Raw genomic sequence first — 16586 nt, 5'->3', positions numbered from 1 at the left:
AGGAGATGACAATGGAATTCTTGTCTTCCATTAAGGCGCTCGTACCCGACTACGCGAAAGATATCCGGCTGAATCTGGACGGCACGATCGCGCGCTCGTCGCTAGAAGGCAACGACGCGGTCGGCGTCGCGCTCGCGGCGGCGTTCGCCGCGAAAAGCACGGCGATCGTCCATGCGATCCGCAATGCGGGCGTGCTCTCTCCCGAAGAAACCACGGGCGCCCTGACCGCCGCCGCGTTGATGGGCATGAACAACGTCTGGTATCCGTACGTGGAGATGGCCGGCAACGCGGACCTGAAATCGCAACCGGCGCAGTTACGCATGAACGCCTATGCATCGCATGGCGGCGTGGATAAGCGGCGCTTCGAGATGTATGCGCTCGCGGCCTCGATTATCGGCAAGTGTCATTTCTGCGTGAAATCGCACTTCGACACGCTGATCGCCGAAGGCATGAGTGCCACCCAGTTGCGCGACGTCGGGCGGATTGCGGCGGTGATCAATGCCGCCGCGCAGTGCATTGCGGCGGAGCAGGCTCCCGGCTAAAAAGCCCGTCAATCCTTGAGTAGCAGCACGACGGCTTGCGCCTCGATGCCTTCGCCGCGGCCAAGATAACCCAGCTTCTCGTTGGTCTTGGCCTTGACGTTGACTTTTTCGGTGGGCAGGCCGAGGTCGGCGGCAATGTTCGCACGCATGCCCTCGATATGCGGCGCGAGCTTCGGCGCCTGTGCGACCACGCTGCTGTCCACATTCGCAATCGAAAAACCGGCGGCCTTCACGCGTGCCACGCACTCGCGCAGCAGCACGCGGCTGTCGGCGCCGGCGAATTTCGCGTCCGTATCGGAGAAATGACGGCCGATGTCGCCGAGCGCGGCGGCGCCGAAGAGCGCGTCGGTGATTGCATGCAGCAGCACGTCGGCGTCCGAATGGCCGAGCAGGCCGCGTTCATACGGAATCGTCACTCCGCCGATGATCAACGGACGCCCCGGCACCAGCGCATGCACGTCATATCCCTGTCCAATTCTGAAATCCATCTGCGTCAAGTCCTCAGGTCCACAAGTCTGTTAGCTGAAAATCAACCACTCACAACCCAACCGTTACGTGGCCGAAGGCCGCAGCAGGATCGCCTCGGCCAGATCGAAATCTTCCGGGTACGTCACCTTGAAGTTGCGCAGGCTGCCTTGCACCAGCCGCGGCGCATGGCCGGCCCATTCGATCGCGCTGGCTTCGTCGGTGAGGTCATGGCCGTCGGCCTGCGCGCGCAGGATCGCTTCGCGCAACATGCCGATGCGAAACATTTGCGGCGTTTGGGCCTGCCAGAGGCCGTCGCGCGATTCGGTGCGGGCAATGCGGCTGTCCGCCGACGCCTCGTCGATCCGCTTCAAGGTATCCGCGACCGGCAAGGCCATGATGCCGCCCACCGCGTCGTCCTTGAGCGCGCCGGTCAGGGTGCGGATCAGGCCCGGCGTGATGCCCGGCCGGGCGGCGTCGTGCACGAGCACCCAATCGTCGTCGCGCGCATTGAATTCGGTGAGCGCGTGCAAGCCGTTAAGCACCGACGCCTGACGCGATGCGCCCCCGCAGCGGCGCACCGCAAAGCGCAGGCCGCCAAAGCGGCGTGCGTCGAAGTGCTGGTCGTCCGGCGCGATCACGACGAGCGTTTGCGCGAATTCGCTGCAGGCGTCGAATGCGGCAAGCGAGTAATGCAACATGTCGCGCCCGGCGACGGTGCGGTACTGTTTGGGCATCGCGGCACCGGAACGGCTGCCGGTGCCTGCGCACGGAATCAGGGCAAATAGACGGGAAGTCACGAGTGCGGATGCCGCGAGGTGAAAGTAAAGGACGGATTTTATAATAGGTCCTTCGCATCCACGCCCCGACACGCGTAAACTTGCCCGTTCGAGTGAGCCCGAGGCCGCCTTTTCTTTTCTATGCCAGATATCGCCGCATCATCGCAGTACTCCTCGCCCGTCGCGCTCGTCAAAGCCGGCCAGCGTTTCGCCTTCGACGGCACGCACGGCTCGTCCGACGCCCTGCTGATCGCCCGCTACCATCTCGCTTACCGCGAGAAGGTGCCGTTGCTCGCACTCGTGTGCGAGAGCGCCGTGGATGCGCAGCGCCTGTCGCAGGAAATCGGCTTTTTCGCGCCCGAAGCGCGCGTGCGTCTTCTGCCCGACTGGGAAACGCTGCCTTACGACACCTTTTCGCCGCACCAGGACCTGGTTTCCGAGCGTCTTGCCACGCTGCACGATCTCGGCGAAGGCCGCTGCGACATCCTGCTCGTGCCGGCCACCACGGCGCTGTACCGCATGCCGCCCGCGTCGTTTCTCGCCGCCTACACGTTCTCGTTCTCCCAAGGCGAACGCCTAGACGAGGCGAAGCTGAAGGCGCAGCTCACGCTCGCGGGCTACGAACATGTGAGCCAGGTCGTGCGTCCCGGCGAATATTGCGTGCGCGGCTCGCTGCTCGATCTTTATCCGATGGGCTCGCCCCTGCCCTACCGGATCGACCTGTTCGACGACCAGGTGGACTCGATCCGCGCGTTCGACCCCGACACGCAGCGCAGCCTTTATCCGGTCAAGGACGTGCGCCTCTTGCCGGGCCGCGAATTTCCCTTTGACGAAGCCGCGCGCACCGCGTTTCGCAGCCGCTGGCGCGAGACGTTCGAGGGCGATCCGAGCCGCGCGTCGATCTATAAGGACATCGGCAATGGCGTCCCGTCGGCGGGCATCGAATATTATTTGCCGCTTTTCTTCGACGAGACGGCCACCCTCTTCCACTATTTGCCGCCCGGCGCGCAACTCGCGTTTGTCGGCGATCTGGACGCGGCGATCCGGCGCTTTAACAACGACACGAAGCAGCGCTACAACTTCCTGTCGCACGATCGCGACCGGCCTATTCTCGAGCCGCAGCGCCTCTTTCTCACGGACGAGGACTTCTTCACGCTCGCCAAACCCTTCGCGCGCCTCGTGCTGCCGGTCAACGCGGGCGGCGGCTGGTCGACGCCTTTGCCGAACCTCGCCATCGACCGTCACGCGGACGATCCGGTTTCCGCGTTGCGCGCTTACCTCGACACCACGCCGAACCGCGTGCTGTTCGCCGCGGAATCGGCGGGCCGGCGCGAAACGCTGTTGCAACTGCTCGCGGACAACCATCTGAAACCTGCGTCGAGCGACAGCTTCCAGGACTGGCTGACCGGCGACGCGCGCTTCTCGCTCGGTGTGGCGCCGCTTGCAAACGGCTTTGCCGTGCCGGCGGACGGCATCGCGATCATCACCGAGACCGAGCTTTACGGGCCGCTCGCGCGGCGCGCGGGGCGCCGCCGCCAGGAACAGGCGAGCAACGTCGACTCGATGGTGCGCGATCTGTCCGAGCTCAAAGTCGGCGATCCGGTCGTGCATTCGCAGCACGGCATCGGCCGCTACATGGGCCTCGTCACCATGGACCTCGGCGAAGGCGAGACCGAGTTCCTGCACCTCGAATACGCGGGCGACAGCAAGCTCTACGTGCCTGTCGCCCAATTGCACGTGATCTCGCGTTATAGCGGCGCCGACCCGGAAAGCGCGCCGCTGCACTCGCTCGGTTCGGGCCAATGGGAAAAGGCCAAGCGCAAGGCCGCGCAGCAGATCCGCGATACCGCCGCCGAGTTGCTGAACCTTTACGCGCGCCGCGCGGCGCGCTCGGGTCACGCGTTCGCGCTCGAACCGAAAGACTACGTGAAGTTCGCCGAGAGCTTCGGCTTCGAGGAAACGCCGGACCAGGCCGCGGCCATCGCGGCGGTGATCGGCGACATGACGAGCGGCAAGCCGATGGATCGCCTCGTGTGCGGCGACGTGGGCTTCGGCAAGACCGAGGTCGCGTTGCGCGCGGCGTTCATCGCGGTGATGGGCGGCAAGCAGGTCGCGCTCCTCTCGCCCACCACGCTGCTCGCCGAACAGCACACGCAAACCTTCACGGACCGCTTCTCCGACTGGCCGGTGCGCATCGCCGAATTGTCGCGCTTCAAGTCGACGAAGGAAGTGAACGCCGCGATCCAGCAGATCAACGAAGGCAGTGTCGACATTGTGATCGGCACGCACAAGCTGCTCTCGTCGGACGTGCAGTTCAAGCGGCTCGGGCTCGTGATCATCGACGAGGAGCATCGCTTCGGCGTGCGGCAGAAAGAGGCGCTCAAGGCCTTGCGCGCGGAGGTCGACGTGCTCACGCTCACCGCTACGCCGATTCCGCGCACGCTCGGCATGGCGCTCGAAGGCCTGCGCGATTTCTCGGTGATCGCGACGGCGCCGCAAAAGCGCCTTGCGATCAAGACCTTCGTGCGTCGCGAGGAAGAAAGCGTGATCCGCGAAGCCATGTTGCGCGAACTGAAGCGCGGCGGCCAGGTGTACTTTCTGCACAACGAAGTAGAGACCATCGAAAATCGCCGGCAAATGCTCGAGGCACTCGTGCCCGAAGCACGCATCGCGGTCGCGCACGGGCAGATGCACGAGCGCGAGCTCGAACGCGTGATGCGCGACTTCGTTGCGCAGCGTGCGAACGTGCTGCTGTGCACGACGATTATCGAAACCGGCATCGACGTGCCGAGCGCGAACACGATCCTGATTCATCGCGCGGACAAGTTCGGGCTCGCGCAGCTGCATCAGTTGCGCGGCCGCGTGGGACGCTCGCATCACCAGGCCTATTCGTATCTGCTCGTGCACGATCCGCAGGGATTGACGAAGCAGGCGCAGCGCCGTCTCGAAGCGATCCAGCAGATGGAGGAACTCGGCTCGGGCTTCTATCTGGCCATGCACGACCTGGAAATTCGCGGCACGGGCGAAGTGCTCGGCGACAAGCAGTCAGGCGAAATTCACGAAATCGGCTTCCAGTTGTACACGGACATGCTCAACGACGCGGTGAAGGCGCTGAAGGACGGCAAGGAGCCGGACCTGACCGCGCCGCTCGCCGCGACCACCGAAATCAATCTGCACGCACCGGCCATTCTTCCCGCCGACTATTGCGGCGACGTGCAGGAGCGTCTGTCGCTCTACAAGCGGCTCGCGAATTGCGAGCACAACGATTCGATCGACGGCATTCAGGAAGAGCTGATCGACCGCTTCGGCAAGCTGCCGCCGCAGGCGCTGGCGCTCGTGGAAACCCATCGGCTGAGGCTCGCGGCCAAGCCGTTGGGCATCTCGAAGATCGACGCGGGCGAAGCCGTGATCGGCCTGCAGTTCATTCCGAATCCGCCCGTCGACGCCATGCGTATCATCGAGATGGTGCAAAAGCACAAGCACATCAAGCTGGCGGGCCAGGACAAGCTGCGCATCGAAACGCGCAGTCCCGATCTTGCCGTGCGCGTTGCGACCGTGAAGGAGACCTTGCGCGCGCTCGGTTCGCCGAGCCGCGGCACCGCGGCGGCCACGGCGGCGCGCTAGGCGGCCGCGAGGTTGCATGGATAGGGCTGCGTCATCGCTGGCCGCGCGTTGTCCGCCACGGTGACCACGGCCACGGCAACGCAGAAAACCGCAGGACGTCTAGCGTTTTCGGCAATGTTGCGGCGCGCCATGCGCGCGCCGCAACATGAGCGCGGCATGCCGACGGCGCACTGGACGGCATACGGCACGGCGTTTTTTGGGTATGATCGAAAGACTCAAATGCCGGAGCCCCGTCATGTCTCACGTCGCTGATTCAGCGCAGTCCTCGCCAGCATCCGCCAACGCTTCATCCGCTTCCGCCTCCGGCGTCACGCCCGTCTCGCTTCCCTGGGTTACCCGTCTCGTGTCGATGGACACGGTGAGCCGCAACCCGAATCTCGGCCTGATCGAAACCGTGCGCGACGAATTGCGCGGCGCGGGCATTGAAGCCACGCTCACGCACGACGAGAGCGGCAAATGGGCCAACCTCTTCGCGACGATCCCCGCGCACGACGGCGAAACCAGCGGCGGCGTCGTCCTGTCGGGCCATACCGACGTCGTGCCCGTGGACGGCCAGCAGTGGGACAGCGACCCGTTCAAGCCCGAAATTCGCGGCGATAAACTCTACGGCCGCGGCACCTGCGACATGAAGGGTTTCATCGGCGCGGCGCTCGCGCTCGTGCCCGACATGCAGCGTGCGAAGCTTGCCAAACCGATTCACTTCGCCCTGTCGTTCGACGAGGAAGTGGGCTGCGCCGGCGCACCGCTCATGATCGCCGATCTGATGAAGCGCGGCGTGAAGCCGGACGGCTGCATCGTCGGCGAACCGACCAGCATGCGGCCCATCGTGGCGCACAAGGGCATCAACGCTTACCAGTGCTGCGTGCGCGGCCAGGCGGCGCATTCGTCGCTCACGCCGAAGGGGCTGAACGCCATCGAATATGCGGCGCGCCTCATCTGCTATATCCGCGACATGGCCGATCGGTTCCGCGAGCAAGGTCCCTTCGACGAACTGTACGACGTGCCCTTCACCACCGCGCAGACCAGCACGATCGTCGGCGGCAATGCGATCAATACCGTGCCGGCCGAATGCAAGTTCCAGTTCGAGTTCCGCAATCTGCCCACGCTCGACCCCGAGCCGATTTTCGCGCGCATCGAGCAATACGCCCGCGAAACGCTGCTGCCGAAAATGTTGCGCGAGCATCCGTCGGCCGCGATCGAGATCACGAAGATCGCAGCGGCGCCCGGACTCGACTCGTCCGAACAGGCAGCCATTACCCAGCTCGTGCGCGCGCTCACCGCGGACCAGGACAAGCGCAAGGTCGCGTATGGCACGGAAGCCGGGCTGTTTTCGCTAGCGGGGATTCCGAGCATCGTGTGCGGGCCCGGCGACATCCAGCAGGCGCACAAGGCAAACGAGTTCGTCGCGCTGGATCAGCTCGTGGAATGCGAGCGCTTTTTGCGCAAGTTCATTCACAGCATGTCGGTGGAAGCGCAGGCGCATTGAGTGCGGCGCGTGAGTCAAGCGCAAGCCGCGAAATAGACGCAGGGAACAGACGCCTCGAGCGTTCTTCATCAACCCATTTCCGTCAACGCCATGTCAACCGCCACGCCGCAGCACACCGACCATACGATCGACGGCGAGCCGATCCCCACGCTCGACGACATCGCCGCGCAGCATTTTGCGCTGACGCCGTGGGTGTCGCGAACGCCGGTTTTCGACAGGCAGGACTTCGCGTCGCTCGAAGGCACGGTGGTGAACTTCAAGTTTGAGCTGCTGCAGGCGGGCGGCAGTTTCAAGGCGCGCGGCGCATTCACGAACCTGCTCGCGCTCGACGAAGCGCAGCGCAGCGCGGGCGTCACCTGCGTGTCGGGCGGCAATCATGCGGTGGCGGTCGCGTATGCGGCGATGCGCCTCGGCATCAGCGCCAAGGTCGTGCTGTTTCGCGCGGCCAACCCGGCGCGGGTCGCGCTGTGCCGCCACTATCGCGCGGAGATCGTGTTCGCCGAAGATCTCGCCGAGGCTTTCGAACTCGTGCGCCGCATCGAGGCGGAGGAAGGCCGCTACTTCGTGCATCCGTTCAACGGCTATCGCACGGTGCTCGGTTCGGCCACGCTCGGCTACGAATGGACCACGCAGACGCCCGACCTCGAAGCGGTGATCGTGCCGATAGGCGGCGGCGGTCTTGCGGCCGGCGTGGCCACGGCAATGCGCCTCGCGAATCCCGGCGTGCACGTGTTCGGTGTCGAGCCTGAAGGCGCCGACGCGATGAGCAGGAGCTTCGCCGCGAAGCACACGGTCAAGATGGGCCACATGCACAGTATCGCCGATTCGCTGATGGCTCCGCATACCGAGGAATACAGCTATGAGCTGTGCCGCCGTCACATCGACGAAATCGTGACCGTTTCCGACGATCAGCTCCGCGCGGCCATGCTGACCTTGTTCGGACAACTGAAGCTCGCGGTGGAACCGGCGTGTGCGGCAGCCACCGCTGCGCTCGTCGGACCGCTGCGCGAAAAGCTGCAGGGCAAACGCGTGGGAGTTCTGCTGTGCGGCACGAACACCGACCCGGTCACTTTTGCGGCGCACATCGAACGGGCGCGACACAGCGCGTCGCAGTTTCCGGACTAACTCGCGCTTTGCAGCCACGCTGAATCGAAACGATCCTCGCGCATCCATCCAGTTTCGCGGCCGAAGGGCTGGCCTATCCGTCTCAGATTGGTATGATTAAGTCATCGATATTCGGGAGGAACCCCCTATGAGCATGGTCAAGGAATTCAAGGAATTTGCCCTCAAGGGCAACGTGATGGATCTGGCGGTCGGTGTGATCATCGGCGGCGCGTTCTCCACCATTGTCAATTCAGTCGTGAAAGACCTGATCATGCCGGTGGTCGGCGTTGCCACGGGCGGCCTCGATTTCTCGAACAAATTCATTCGCCTCGGCGCCATTCCGGCCAGTTTCAAAGGCAATCCCGAATCGTATAAAGACTTGCAGACAGCGGGCGTCGCGGTATTCGGCTACGGCTCGTTCATTACCGTGCTCATCAACTTCATCATCCTCGCCTTCATCATTTTCCTGATGGTGAAGTTCATCAACAATCTGCGCAAACCGGCCGACGCCGCGCCGTCGGAACCGCCCCCGCCGCCCGAAGACATTGTGCTGCTGCGTGAAATCCGCGACTCGCTGAAAAACTCGCCGCGCTAAGCGAAGCCTCGCGGCACGCCGTCGAAAGCAAAAGGCCTGTTGCGACACCGTCGCGACAGGCCTTTCTCTTGATGCACAGGCATGGAAGGCGGAAGGCGCCGCGCGCTAGCTTGCCTTCTGGGCCTTCAGATTGATCGCGTTCTCGATCATCGTTTCCAGCTGCGCGAAATTGACGGGCTTCGTCAAATGCGAGGTGAAGCCGGCGGCAAGGCAACGGCGTACGTCTTCGTCGGTGCCGAACCCGGTCAGCGCGACCGCCGGCACGTCGGAACGCTCGCGGTACGCCTTGATGAAGTCGAGGCCCGTGCCGTCAGGCAAGCCGACGTCGCTGATGACCAGATCGAAAGTCTGCAACTGGGTGGCTGCGAGTGCGTCGTCCACGCGGCCCACGGTCGTCACATCGTGGCCGAGCGTGCTAATGAGCTGCCCCATGACTTCGGCGGTATCGACGTGATCTTCGATCAGCAAAATGTTAAGTACACCGGCCGGATGGACAGGCTCAGGTATGACCGCTTGCGAGGTCCGCGCGGGCGCGGCCGCGGTGGGCAGCGTGATCGTGAACGTCGCGCCGCAATGGGCGCCCGGACTTTGCGCGGTGACGGTCCCGCCATGCACGTCGGTGAGCGCCTTGGTGATCGCGAGACCGAGCCCCAGGCCGCCGAACTGCCGCGTCATTTTCTGATCGCCCTGCTCGAACGCATTGAACAGCTTGCCGATCTGTTCGGGCTCGATGCCAATGCCGGTATCTTCCACCGAAATCTGCACGTGCATGCGCTCGTCGCGCGTGCGCACATAGATATGGCCGCCGTCGGGCGTAAACTTGGCGGCGTTGCGAATCAGGTTCCACAGCATCTGCTGCAGGCGCGCGCGGTCGGCGAGCACGTAGTGATGCGTCGCGTCCTTGTGCACGTGCACGTCCTGCTGCTTCACCTGGATTTCGCTGCGAAAAAGTTCGAGCACGCTGTCGATCACCTCGTGCACGTCGACCGTTTCGAGCGACAGGCGCAGCTTGCCGTTGGCCACGCGCGTGAGGTCGAGCAGATCGTCGATCAGGCGCGCTTCGAGTTCCACGTTGCGGCGAATCATGCGCACGCTCGCGCGCGCCTGGTCCGGCAGGTCCGGAATCATTTCGAGCACGCTCGCGCCGGCCAGCACCGGTGTGAGCGGCGTGCGCAGTTCGTGCGACAGCATCGCGAGAAAGCGGTCTTTCGCGCGGTTCGCTTCTTCGGCCGTCTGCCGCGCCGCCTGCTCCGAAGCGAGCAGCCGTTCGCGCTCCTGCATCGCCTCGCGCTCGGAATGAACGTCCGTGCAACTGCCGAACCATTTGCTGATGTTGCCGTCGTTGTCGCGTGTGGCGACCATGCGTGCGTCGAACCAGCGGTATTCGCCGTCATGGCGGCGAATCCGCAGTTCATGCCGATAGGTGCCCGCGTGACCGGCCACCGCCTTCAGCCAGCTGCGGCGCACTTCCTCGCGGTCCTCGGGATGCACGGCGTCGAGCCAGGCGAGACCGTGCGAGCTGTTTTCGGCGAGCCCCGTGTAGTCATACCACTGCTTGGAGAGGAAGTCACAGTCGCCCGTGGCATTGCAGGTCAGCACCAGATGCGGCAGCGCTTCGGAAAGATTGCGGTAATGCTGCTCGCGATCGCGCAGCAAGAGCGCTTCGTCCGACGCGCGTTGCAGACGCACTTGCGAAAGCACCCGCTCCACCGCTTCGGGGAGGTAATCGAGGTAATCGCCGGATTTCGGCACCACGTCGGACACGCCCGCGCGCAGCGCTTCGATTACACGCGATTCATCCGTAAAACCGGTCACGAGGATGGCTGGAATGCGCACGCCTTCCGCGCGCAGCCGGCGAAAGAAGTCGAGGCCGGTTTCCGGTCCGCTCAACTGGTAGTCGAGCACCAGCAGATCGAGCCCGCCTAAGGCGAGCCGTTCGCGCGCAGCCTCCACGCTCGCACAGACCGCGACCCGGCAGCCGGCGCGTTCGAGCGATTTGCGTGCGAGCCGCAAGATACCCTCGTCGTCGTCGACGACGAGAATGGAGGCGGCCGGCTGCGGAGACACGTCTTCGGTCATGCGCAATCTTCGTATAGTCGTTTTATAGAGTATGTGACCAATTCACGCACGTCATGACGACGACGCGAACCGATGCCCGGACGGCAGCTTGACCACCTGCAGGAAAAACCCGAGGCGGCGCACGGCTTCTATAAATGCATCGTACTCGACGGGCTTCGTGATGTAGACATTGCAGCCCAGTTCGTAGCAGCGGGCAATTTCGCGCGGATCGTCCGTGGTGGTCAGCACGATCACGGGCACGGGTGCGGTTTGCGGCGACTCCTTCAGACGCCGCAACACCTCGAAGCCGTCCACGCGCGGCATCTTCAGGTCGAGCAGCACGACGGAATTCCTCAGATCTTCCGGTTGCGGATGCGCGCCCGGCGCACTCTCGCCGCCTGCCTCTCCGCCGAAGAAATAATCGAGCGCCTGCTGACCATCGCGAAAGCGCACGAAACCATTGGAAATGCCGGCACGGCGCAGATTGCGTTCGACGAGCGTGGCATGGCCGTCGTCGTCTTCGATCAGTACGATGCTGACCGTTTCCCCGTGACTCATATGCCCTCCGTTCTCCCAGTTCCCGCCCGGTTCCTGCAATGCGGCGCCGAGGTCGTGCCGCCCGAATCACGCAGTGCAAGTTTCCATTCGCCCCGCGCAAGCTAGAGACGCGCGGGCTGTTCCGGCAACACCACGAAAAAGGTCGACCCCGCGCCTTCCGCGGACTCCACCCACACTCGCCCGCCATGCCGCTCCACCGTGCGCCGCACCACGGCCAGACCGACGCCGTCGCCGCGCGCCACATCCACGTGCAGACGTTGAAACGCGCGGAACACCTTCGACATATACGCGGCCGGAATGCCGAGGCCGTTATCGCGCACGTAGTAGGTGCGCATGCGCAGCGGGCGCGGCCCGCTCGCCTCCACGGGTTCCGGTTCGAGCGCGCCGATTTCGATGCGCCCGCTGCGCGCGGGGTCGAGGTAATTCAACGCATTGCCAATCAGGTTGCTGAAGATCTGTTCTATCGCGGCCGGGTCGCCCCAGGCCGGCGGCAAATCGCGCACGGTAACCACCGCGCCGCGCGCCTCAATGGCGCTTTGCAGATTGTCGACGATGCGCACCACCACGCGCGCGACGCTCACCCGTTGCCACTGATATTCGAGCCGGCCCGCACGCGAAATGCGTAGCAGCGCCTCGATGATGGCGGCCGCTTGCGTAACGGCACCCCGCAAGTATTGCAGGGATTCGCGCACGTCGCCGTCGAGAATATGCGCCATCCGTTTATGCTCCGCTGCCGGCAGGCCTGCTTCCACGACGATGCGGTCCAGCTCGTCGCACGAAACCTGCAGCTCCTTCGAGAAACCCTGCAGGTTCACGAGCGGCGATCGCAGATCATGCGATACGCTGTAGATAAACATTTCGTTGTCTTGCGTCTCCTGGCGCAGTTCCTCATTGACGCCGGCGAGTTCCTGCGCGCGCGCTTCGAGACGCTGCTTGAGCGAGGCCTGCTCGGCCTCCGCCTCGCGCAGACGCGCGCCGGTCTCGTGCAGCACGGCGTCCAGCGCCGCGATTTCGTCCGTGCCGGACAGGCGCGCGGCGAGCGGCCGCCCGTTGCCCAGGCGCTCCGCGTTATCGGTCAGCACCTCGAAACGCCGGCCGATGCTGCGCGCGAACACGACTGCGGTGCCGGCCCAGATCAGCATGGAGCCGATCACGGCGGCGATCAACGCATATTGCTGACGCTCGCGGCGCCGCGCGAGCGCCGCCGAGCGCTCGGCATCGAGACGCGAGGCCTCTTCGCCGAACGCCGCGAGTTCGTCGCGAAACACGACGATAGGCTGCGGCAGCGCCCCGCTCTCCAGCGCGGCGAGCGACCGCGGGTTCTGCCCGTCGTGCAACGCCTCCGAAATCCTGACGGTCTGCGCGCGATAGGCGTCGACCGCGCGTCTCATGTTCTGCACACGCTGCACTTGCTGCGGCGTGTCCGCCACCAGTGCGTCGAGCTTCGACAAACGGTCGCTCACGTCGATCCACACCGTGTGGCGGTCAAGCAGCGCGGCGTCGCCGGTCACCATGCCGGTGCGAACCCGGGCGGCCTGACGCAGCAGCGGATCGACGAGCGCCGACGACTGATAAAGAATCTGCTTGCTGGTGGTAACCCATTGCGCGGCCTGCGCTGTCTGCTCCTGCGTGTCGAAGACAACGCCGAGAAGCGCCAGTTCGACGAGGCTAGGCACTGCGATCAGCAACAGACCCTTGGTGACTAATTTCATGTTCGCCCGAAGGTCGTTCACGCTGCGGCGACTCGCGGGAACGCGCCAGCCGGACGGGCCATTATCGACGTGAATCGGCAAGATTTCAACGTGAGGCAAGAATGTCCCGGCCCACATGAAAATGACTTTTTTATTGGTACAAGATGTTTTTTCGGCGCCCCGTGCGTCTATGATGGAGTCAGATGTGCTGGAATGCTCAGGCGCGCGGCGAGGCGGTTCGGCATGATTCGTGCGGGAGGCGGTGAGGCGGCGGGATCGTCGAATCATCGTGAATCCGGCCTTGTCGTATGCTATAAAAGATCGACGTGCGGCGCGCGAAGCCGGGAGTTGTCGCATGAGGACGCTGCGTTTCTTGCAATTCTTTTTCAGGCGAATTTTTATGTCCTTCCCGAAAAAGCGTAGACGCGCGAAGGTGGACGGCGATGAGTCGTTCCTCGCGGTGCTGCGGCATTTCAAGCCCTTCGGTCAACTCGACACCAAGATCGCACGTGCTCGCGCTCAAGACGAGCCGGTCCTGTATGCCCATGTGCTACCCGGGCTCGACGTGCTTCTGTGCAGTGTGCGCGGCGCCCATCCGCCCTATCCGGCTGCGGCGGAACTGCGGCGGCGGTGCATCGAATCCATTACCAATGCATTGGAACAACCGCTCGACGGTCTCGAGAACGGCGGCTATTGGTATGAAGCCGATGGCTTCGGGTTCCTGGTATTTGCCAGCCGTGCGCGCGGCAAAATCCTGGCCGAGTTCGGCGCGACACGCGTGGGTGCGCGTCGCGGCGTGCGCCGGCAGGACGCAGCAGGCGACGCAACGCCACGCTCGTTGCGCTAGGCGACTTGCGTTTTCCACCGGCGGCGCATGGGAGCGCATTGGGCGGCGCCTCGGTGCCGAAATTCGTTCGCACGATTCGTTCGCGCCAATGAGTCAGTTGCTTTCGACATCGGCGTAATGTCGAAGGCACGCTGAACCGCAACAGAAAGAAGAAAGAAAGCTCGCCGCCGAATTCCCCCTCAACAGTTGTCAGCGGAAACAGGAAAGCGCCTCAGCTTCCCTTGTACTCGGCTGCGCTCGTGGGCGACGCCGGTGCCGCCTTGCGTTGCGCGGGTGCGGGCGCCGAAGCGGCGGACGCACCCGCGGCGCCATCCGACGAACGCTTGTTGACCGGCGCGCCCTCGAGCGAAATCGCGGACTTGGGCGGCTGCTTCATGCCCGGCGGCGGCGCCTTCGGCGCCTGCCGCACCTGCGACAGCAGTTGCGCGCACGGCAACGGCTTGTTGTTGCTCGGCGCGAGCAGCGGCAGCAGCGCCGCAAACGGATTGATAAGACCGAGGCCGACTGCCGCGCCGCCTCGCAAGGCGAGCGCGGCGGCGTTCACGCCGACATGCGGGTTCTTGAAAGTGCCCTTCGCATACAGCGGCGAGCGCAGCGAGAAGACCCTGAAGCCTTTCGTATGCGGATGCACGCCGAGGTCCATCGTCTCGTCGCGCAGGTTGACGGTGCCGTCGATGTCGATTACGGCGTCGTCGGTATCGAGCGCGAACACACGCGACTCCAGCACGCCGTTGGTCGCGACGAAGTCGGCGGCCGCGCAGTTGATCTTCACGTCGCGATTGCCGAAGAGCTTTTCATACACGACGTTCGCGACGTTGAGCCCTGCGGCTTCCATCAGCAAACGGCTCACCGTGCCCTCGGTCACGAGCGCCTTCACCTCGCCGTTGGAAGTGGCCGCGAGCGCAGCCGGCGAATTGCCTGTCGCCGTGAGCGAGGCGTCGCCGTTGATTTCGCCGAGCGCGTTCTGCATGGTCTTGAAGTTCGGGAACAGCTGCTTCAGCTTGAGATGCCGCGCGGCGGTCGCAAAGCGCGCTTTGAGCGGCGCGCCGCTGCCGTCGAGGTGAATGTCGGACGCGAGCGTGCCGCCGGCCACGCCGAACTTGAGCGGCTCCAGCGACAGCACGCCGTCGGTCATCACAATGTGCGTGTACAGGTCGCTGATCGGCAGATTGACGTTCTTGATGATGCGCCGGCCGGTGAACTTCACGTCGGCGTCGATCGCCTTCCAGCGGTCGGTGCGGAACTCCTCGACCGGCAACGCCTTGTCGGCAGGCTGCCTTGCCGCATCGCCGCGCTTTGCCTTGCTCGCGTTCGAGTCCGCGCCAATCACCGGCGCAAGATCGGAGAACTGCAGCAGGCGCGACTCGAGTTCGCCCTGCAGCAGCGGGCGCGGTCGACGGGCCGTGTACGTCAGCGAACCATTGAGGTCGCTGCCGCCCACGCGGCCTGTAAAGTTTTCATACTTGAAAACGTTGCCGCTTGTCTTGAACTGGCCGACGAGACGTCCTTCCGTGGCATAAGGCGGCGTGTCGGGCAAGGTCACGCCCGTGAGCGAATAGAGCTTCGCCATGCTGCTGCCTTGCACCCACAGGCGCAGATCGACAGCGGCAAGATGCGCGGGGTCGGTGATAGTGCCGACGAGGCCCACGTGCAGGTCGCCGGCCTTCACGTCCGCCTGCACGGGAAACGGCCGGGTCGCGTCCTGCAGCGCCAGCACGCCGCCCACCTTGCCGCTGCCTGAAACCGGCGTCCTGTTGTACGTGCCTTTCAAGGTCCAGCCGATCGCATACGGCGGAATATCGCGCGGGCCGCCGCGCGCCGCGCTGGCATCCCTGGCACTGCTCGCACCGCTCGCCGCCGCCACCGCTGGAGTGCTTGCGCCCGCCCGCTCAGCCGCGCTCGCGCCCTTCGAACCGCCGGCGACGAGTCCACCCGACGCGCCCGTGGCCGCCGTGGTGCCGGAAGCATGGATGTCGGTAGCCGACGCCCCGGACGCCGCCGCGGCAGACGCAGCCGACGCGGCGGAGGCCGCCTGCGCCTCGGCCTGGGCGCTCAACTTCTTCGCGCCCTCCTTGCCTACCGCTTCCGCCGATGCCTTGCGCGACGCGTCTTCCTGCTGCTTCATCGCCTCGCCGATCGGGATCGGCTTGCCGAGCGTATCGACCACGATCTGCGCGTCGACCTTTTTCTGTTCGTCCGAGAGCGCGATGTTGCCTTTCGCGAACACAATGTCATGCAGCTGCAGCTTCCACTCCGACGGCTTTTTCGATTGGGGCAGCTGAAAGGTCCAGGTGTTGCGGCCATCCGCCATGCGTTCGAGATCGACGGAAGGATTCACGAGGTTGATCGCGGGAATGACGATGTCGTGCGCGAGGAGCGGCAGCACCTTCACCTGGAAATCGATTTCGTCGAGGGTCGCGAACTGCGGGCGCTTGGCCCAGTCCGGGTTGGCAATCGTGATGTTCGCCGCCGAGAAGCGCGGCCAAGGCACCCAGCTTTTCCAGCCCGTCTCGCCGACGGCATGACGAAAGCCGACTTTCAGATCGCCGTTGATCGTGAACTGCCTGCCGATAGCCTGCGTGACCTTGTCGTTGACATAGGGCCGCGCGCGGTTCCAGTCGAACGTCAGGATGAAAACCGTGAGCGCAACCACGAGAATGACGATGATCGCCACGATCCATGCGGCGACTTTGCCGACCCGTCTTCCGATTGTGCCCGACCCTGCCATTCAACGCTCCCGCGCTTTTCTGGTTATGGGCAGTCCAGCAGATTTTGTGCCCGCTCATGAGCGTACGCTTAATGCTGCGCCTGCGTGAAGGCGCGTCACTTGCGCACCG

At 64.4% G+C, this 16586-nt stretch carries 12 protein-coding genes; 6 read left to right on the top strand and 6 right to left on the bottom strand.

Going from position 1 to position 16586, the window contains the following annotated elements; translation table 11 throughout:
* Positions 1-11 precede the first annotated feature (11 nt).
* Positions 12-542 carry a carboxymuconolactone decarboxylase family protein gene (locus tag HV711_RS14010; RefSeq protein WP_013588378.1) on the top strand — a complete coding sequence of 177 codons (531 nt, stop codon included), beginning with the start codon at positions 12-14 and terminating at the stop codon, positions 540-542.
* 8 nt (positions 543-550) lie between these two features.
* Here the strand turns inward: HV711_RS14010 and ispF are convergent, their stop codons facing one another.
* Positions 551-1030 carry a 2-C-methyl-D-erythritol 2,4-cyclodiphosphate synthase gene (gene ispF / locus HV711_RS14005; RefSeq protein ID WP_013588379.1) on the bottom strand — a complete coding sequence of 160 codons (480 nt, stop codon included), beginning with the start codon at positions 1028-1030 and terminating at the stop codon, positions 551-553.
* Positions 1031-1093: 63 nt separating this feature from the next.
* Positions 1094-1807, bottom strand: a complete 714-nt coding sequence (gene ispD / locus HV711_RS14000) for a 2-C-methyl-D-erythritol 4-phosphate cytidylyltransferase (RefSeq protein ID WP_013588380.1) — start codon at positions 1805-1807, stop codon at positions 1094-1096.
* A 120-nt stretch (positions 1808-1927) separates the two neighbouring features.
* Here ispD and mfd point away from each other — a divergent pair, with 120 nt between their 5' ends.
* From mfd to mscL, 4 genes are all read left to right on the top strand, one after another.
* Positions 1928-5410 (top strand): transcription-repair coupling factor, encoded by a 3483-nt coding sequence (gene mfd, locus HV711_RS13995; RefSeq protein ID WP_035477700.1) that lies wholly within the window; start codon positions 1928-1930, stop codon positions 5408-5410.
* A gap of 235 nt (positions 5411-5645) precedes the next feature.
* On the top strand, positions 5646-6896 hold the full coding sequence (gene argE / locus HV711_RS13990; protein ID WP_013588382.1) for an acetylornithine deacetylase: 1251 nt from the start codon (positions 5646-5648) through the stop codon (positions 6894-6896).
* Between the two features lie 90 nt (positions 6897-6986).
* The gene (locus HV711_RS13985) at positions 6987-8021 is read left to right on the top strand and encodes a threonine/serine dehydratase family protein (protein ID WP_013588383.1); all 1035 of its coding nucleotides are present in this window, start codon (positions 6987-6989) and stop codon (positions 8019-8021) included.
* Between the two features lie 127 nt (positions 8022-8148).
* Positions 8149-8595, top strand: a complete 447-nt coding sequence (gene mscL, locus HV711_RS13980) for a large conductance mechanosensitive channel protein MscL (protein WP_013588384.1) — start codon at positions 8149-8151, stop codon at positions 8593-8595.
* Positions 8596-8700: 105 nt separating this feature from the next.
* Here mscL and HV711_RS13975 read toward each other — a convergent pair whose 3' ends face one another.
* The 3 genes from HV711_RS13975 to HV711_RS13965 form a co-directional block, all read right to left on the bottom strand.
* The gene (locus HV711_RS13975; protein WP_028363194.1) at positions 8701-10674 is read right to left on the bottom strand and encodes a hybrid sensor histidine kinase/response regulator; all 1974 of its coding nucleotides are present in this window, start codon (positions 10672-10674) and stop codon (positions 8701-8703) included.
* A 51-nt stretch (positions 10675-10725) separates the two neighbouring features.
* Positions 10726-11211, bottom strand: a complete 486-nt coding sequence (locus HV711_RS13970; protein ID WP_013588386.1) for a response regulator — start codon at positions 11209-11211, stop codon at positions 10726-10728.
* A 101-nt stretch (positions 11212-11312) separates the two neighbouring features.
* Positions 11313-12923, bottom strand: coding sequence for a sensor histidine kinase (locus HV711_RS13965; protein WP_035477724.1), 1611 nt, complete (start codon positions 12921-12923; stop codon positions 11313-11315).
* Between the two features lie 334 nt (positions 12924-13257).
* On the opposite strand from HV711_RS13965, the gene HV711_RS13960 reads away from it, so the two are divergent.
* Positions 13258-13749, top strand: coding sequence for a hypothetical protein (locus HV711_RS13960; RefSeq protein WP_013588388.1), 492 nt, complete (start codon positions 13258-13260; stop codon positions 13747-13749).
* Positions 13750-13960: 211 nt separating this feature from the next.
* Here HV711_RS13960 and HV711_RS13955 read toward each other — a convergent pair whose 3' ends face one another.
* Positions 13961-16477: an AsmA family protein gene (locus HV711_RS13955; protein ID WP_035477705.1), complete on the bottom strand. Its 2517-nt coding sequence runs from the start codon at positions 16475-16477 to the stop codon at positions 13961-13963.
* Positions 16478-16586: the final 109 nt, after the last annotated feature.

This window comes from Paraburkholderia phenoliruptrix (assembly GCF_902859825.1).
Taxonomy (GTDB): Bacteria; Pseudomonadota; Gammaproteobacteria; order Burkholderiales; family Burkholderiaceae; genus Paraburkholderia; species Paraburkholderia phenoliruptrix.
Note: the sequence above shows the minus strand (reverse complement) of the source record. Positions and strands in the feature narration are given on the sequence as shown.

Coding starts and splice junctions, on each gene's coding strand:
- HV711_RS14010 (WP_013588378.1), top strand. CDS start 12: ATGGAATTCTTGTCTTCCATTAAGGCGCTCGTACCCGACTACGCGAAA.
- ispF (WP_013588379.1), bottom strand. CDS start 1,030: ATGGATTTCAGAATTGGACAGGGATATGACGTGCATGCGCTGGTGCCG.
- mfd (WP_035477700.1), top strand. CDS start 1,928: ATGCCAGATATCGCCGCATCATCGCAGTACTCCTCGCCCGTCGCGCTC.
- argE (WP_013588382.1), top strand. CDS start 5,646: ATGTCTCACGTCGCTGATTCAGCGCAGTCCTCGCCAGCATCCGCCAAC.
- HV711_RS13985 (WP_013588383.1), top strand. CDS start 6,987: ATGTCAACCGCCACGCCGCAGCACACCGACCATACGATCGACGGCGAG.
- mscL (WP_013588384.1), top strand. CDS start 8,149: ATGAGCATGGTCAAGGAATTCAAGGAATTTGCCCTCAAGGGCAACGTG.
- HV711_RS13975 (WP_028363194.1), bottom strand. CDS start 10,674: ATGACCGAAGACGTGTCTCCGCAGCCGGCCGCCTCCATTCTCGTCGTC.
- HV711_RS13970 (WP_013588386.1), bottom strand. CDS start 11,211: ATGAGTCACGGGGAAACGGTCAGCATCGTACTGATCGAAGACGACGAC.
- HV711_RS13965 (WP_035477724.1), bottom strand. CDS start 12,923: ATGAAATTAGTCACCAAGGGTCTGTTGCTGATCGCAGTGCCTAGCCTC.
- HV711_RS13960 (WP_013588388.1), top strand. CDS start 13,258: ATGAGGACGCTGCGTTTCTTGCAATTCTTTTTCAGGCGAATTTTTATG.
- HV711_RS13955 (WP_035477705.1), bottom strand. CDS start 16,477: ATGGCAGGGTCGGGCACAATCGGAAGACGGGTCGGCAAAGTCGCCGCA.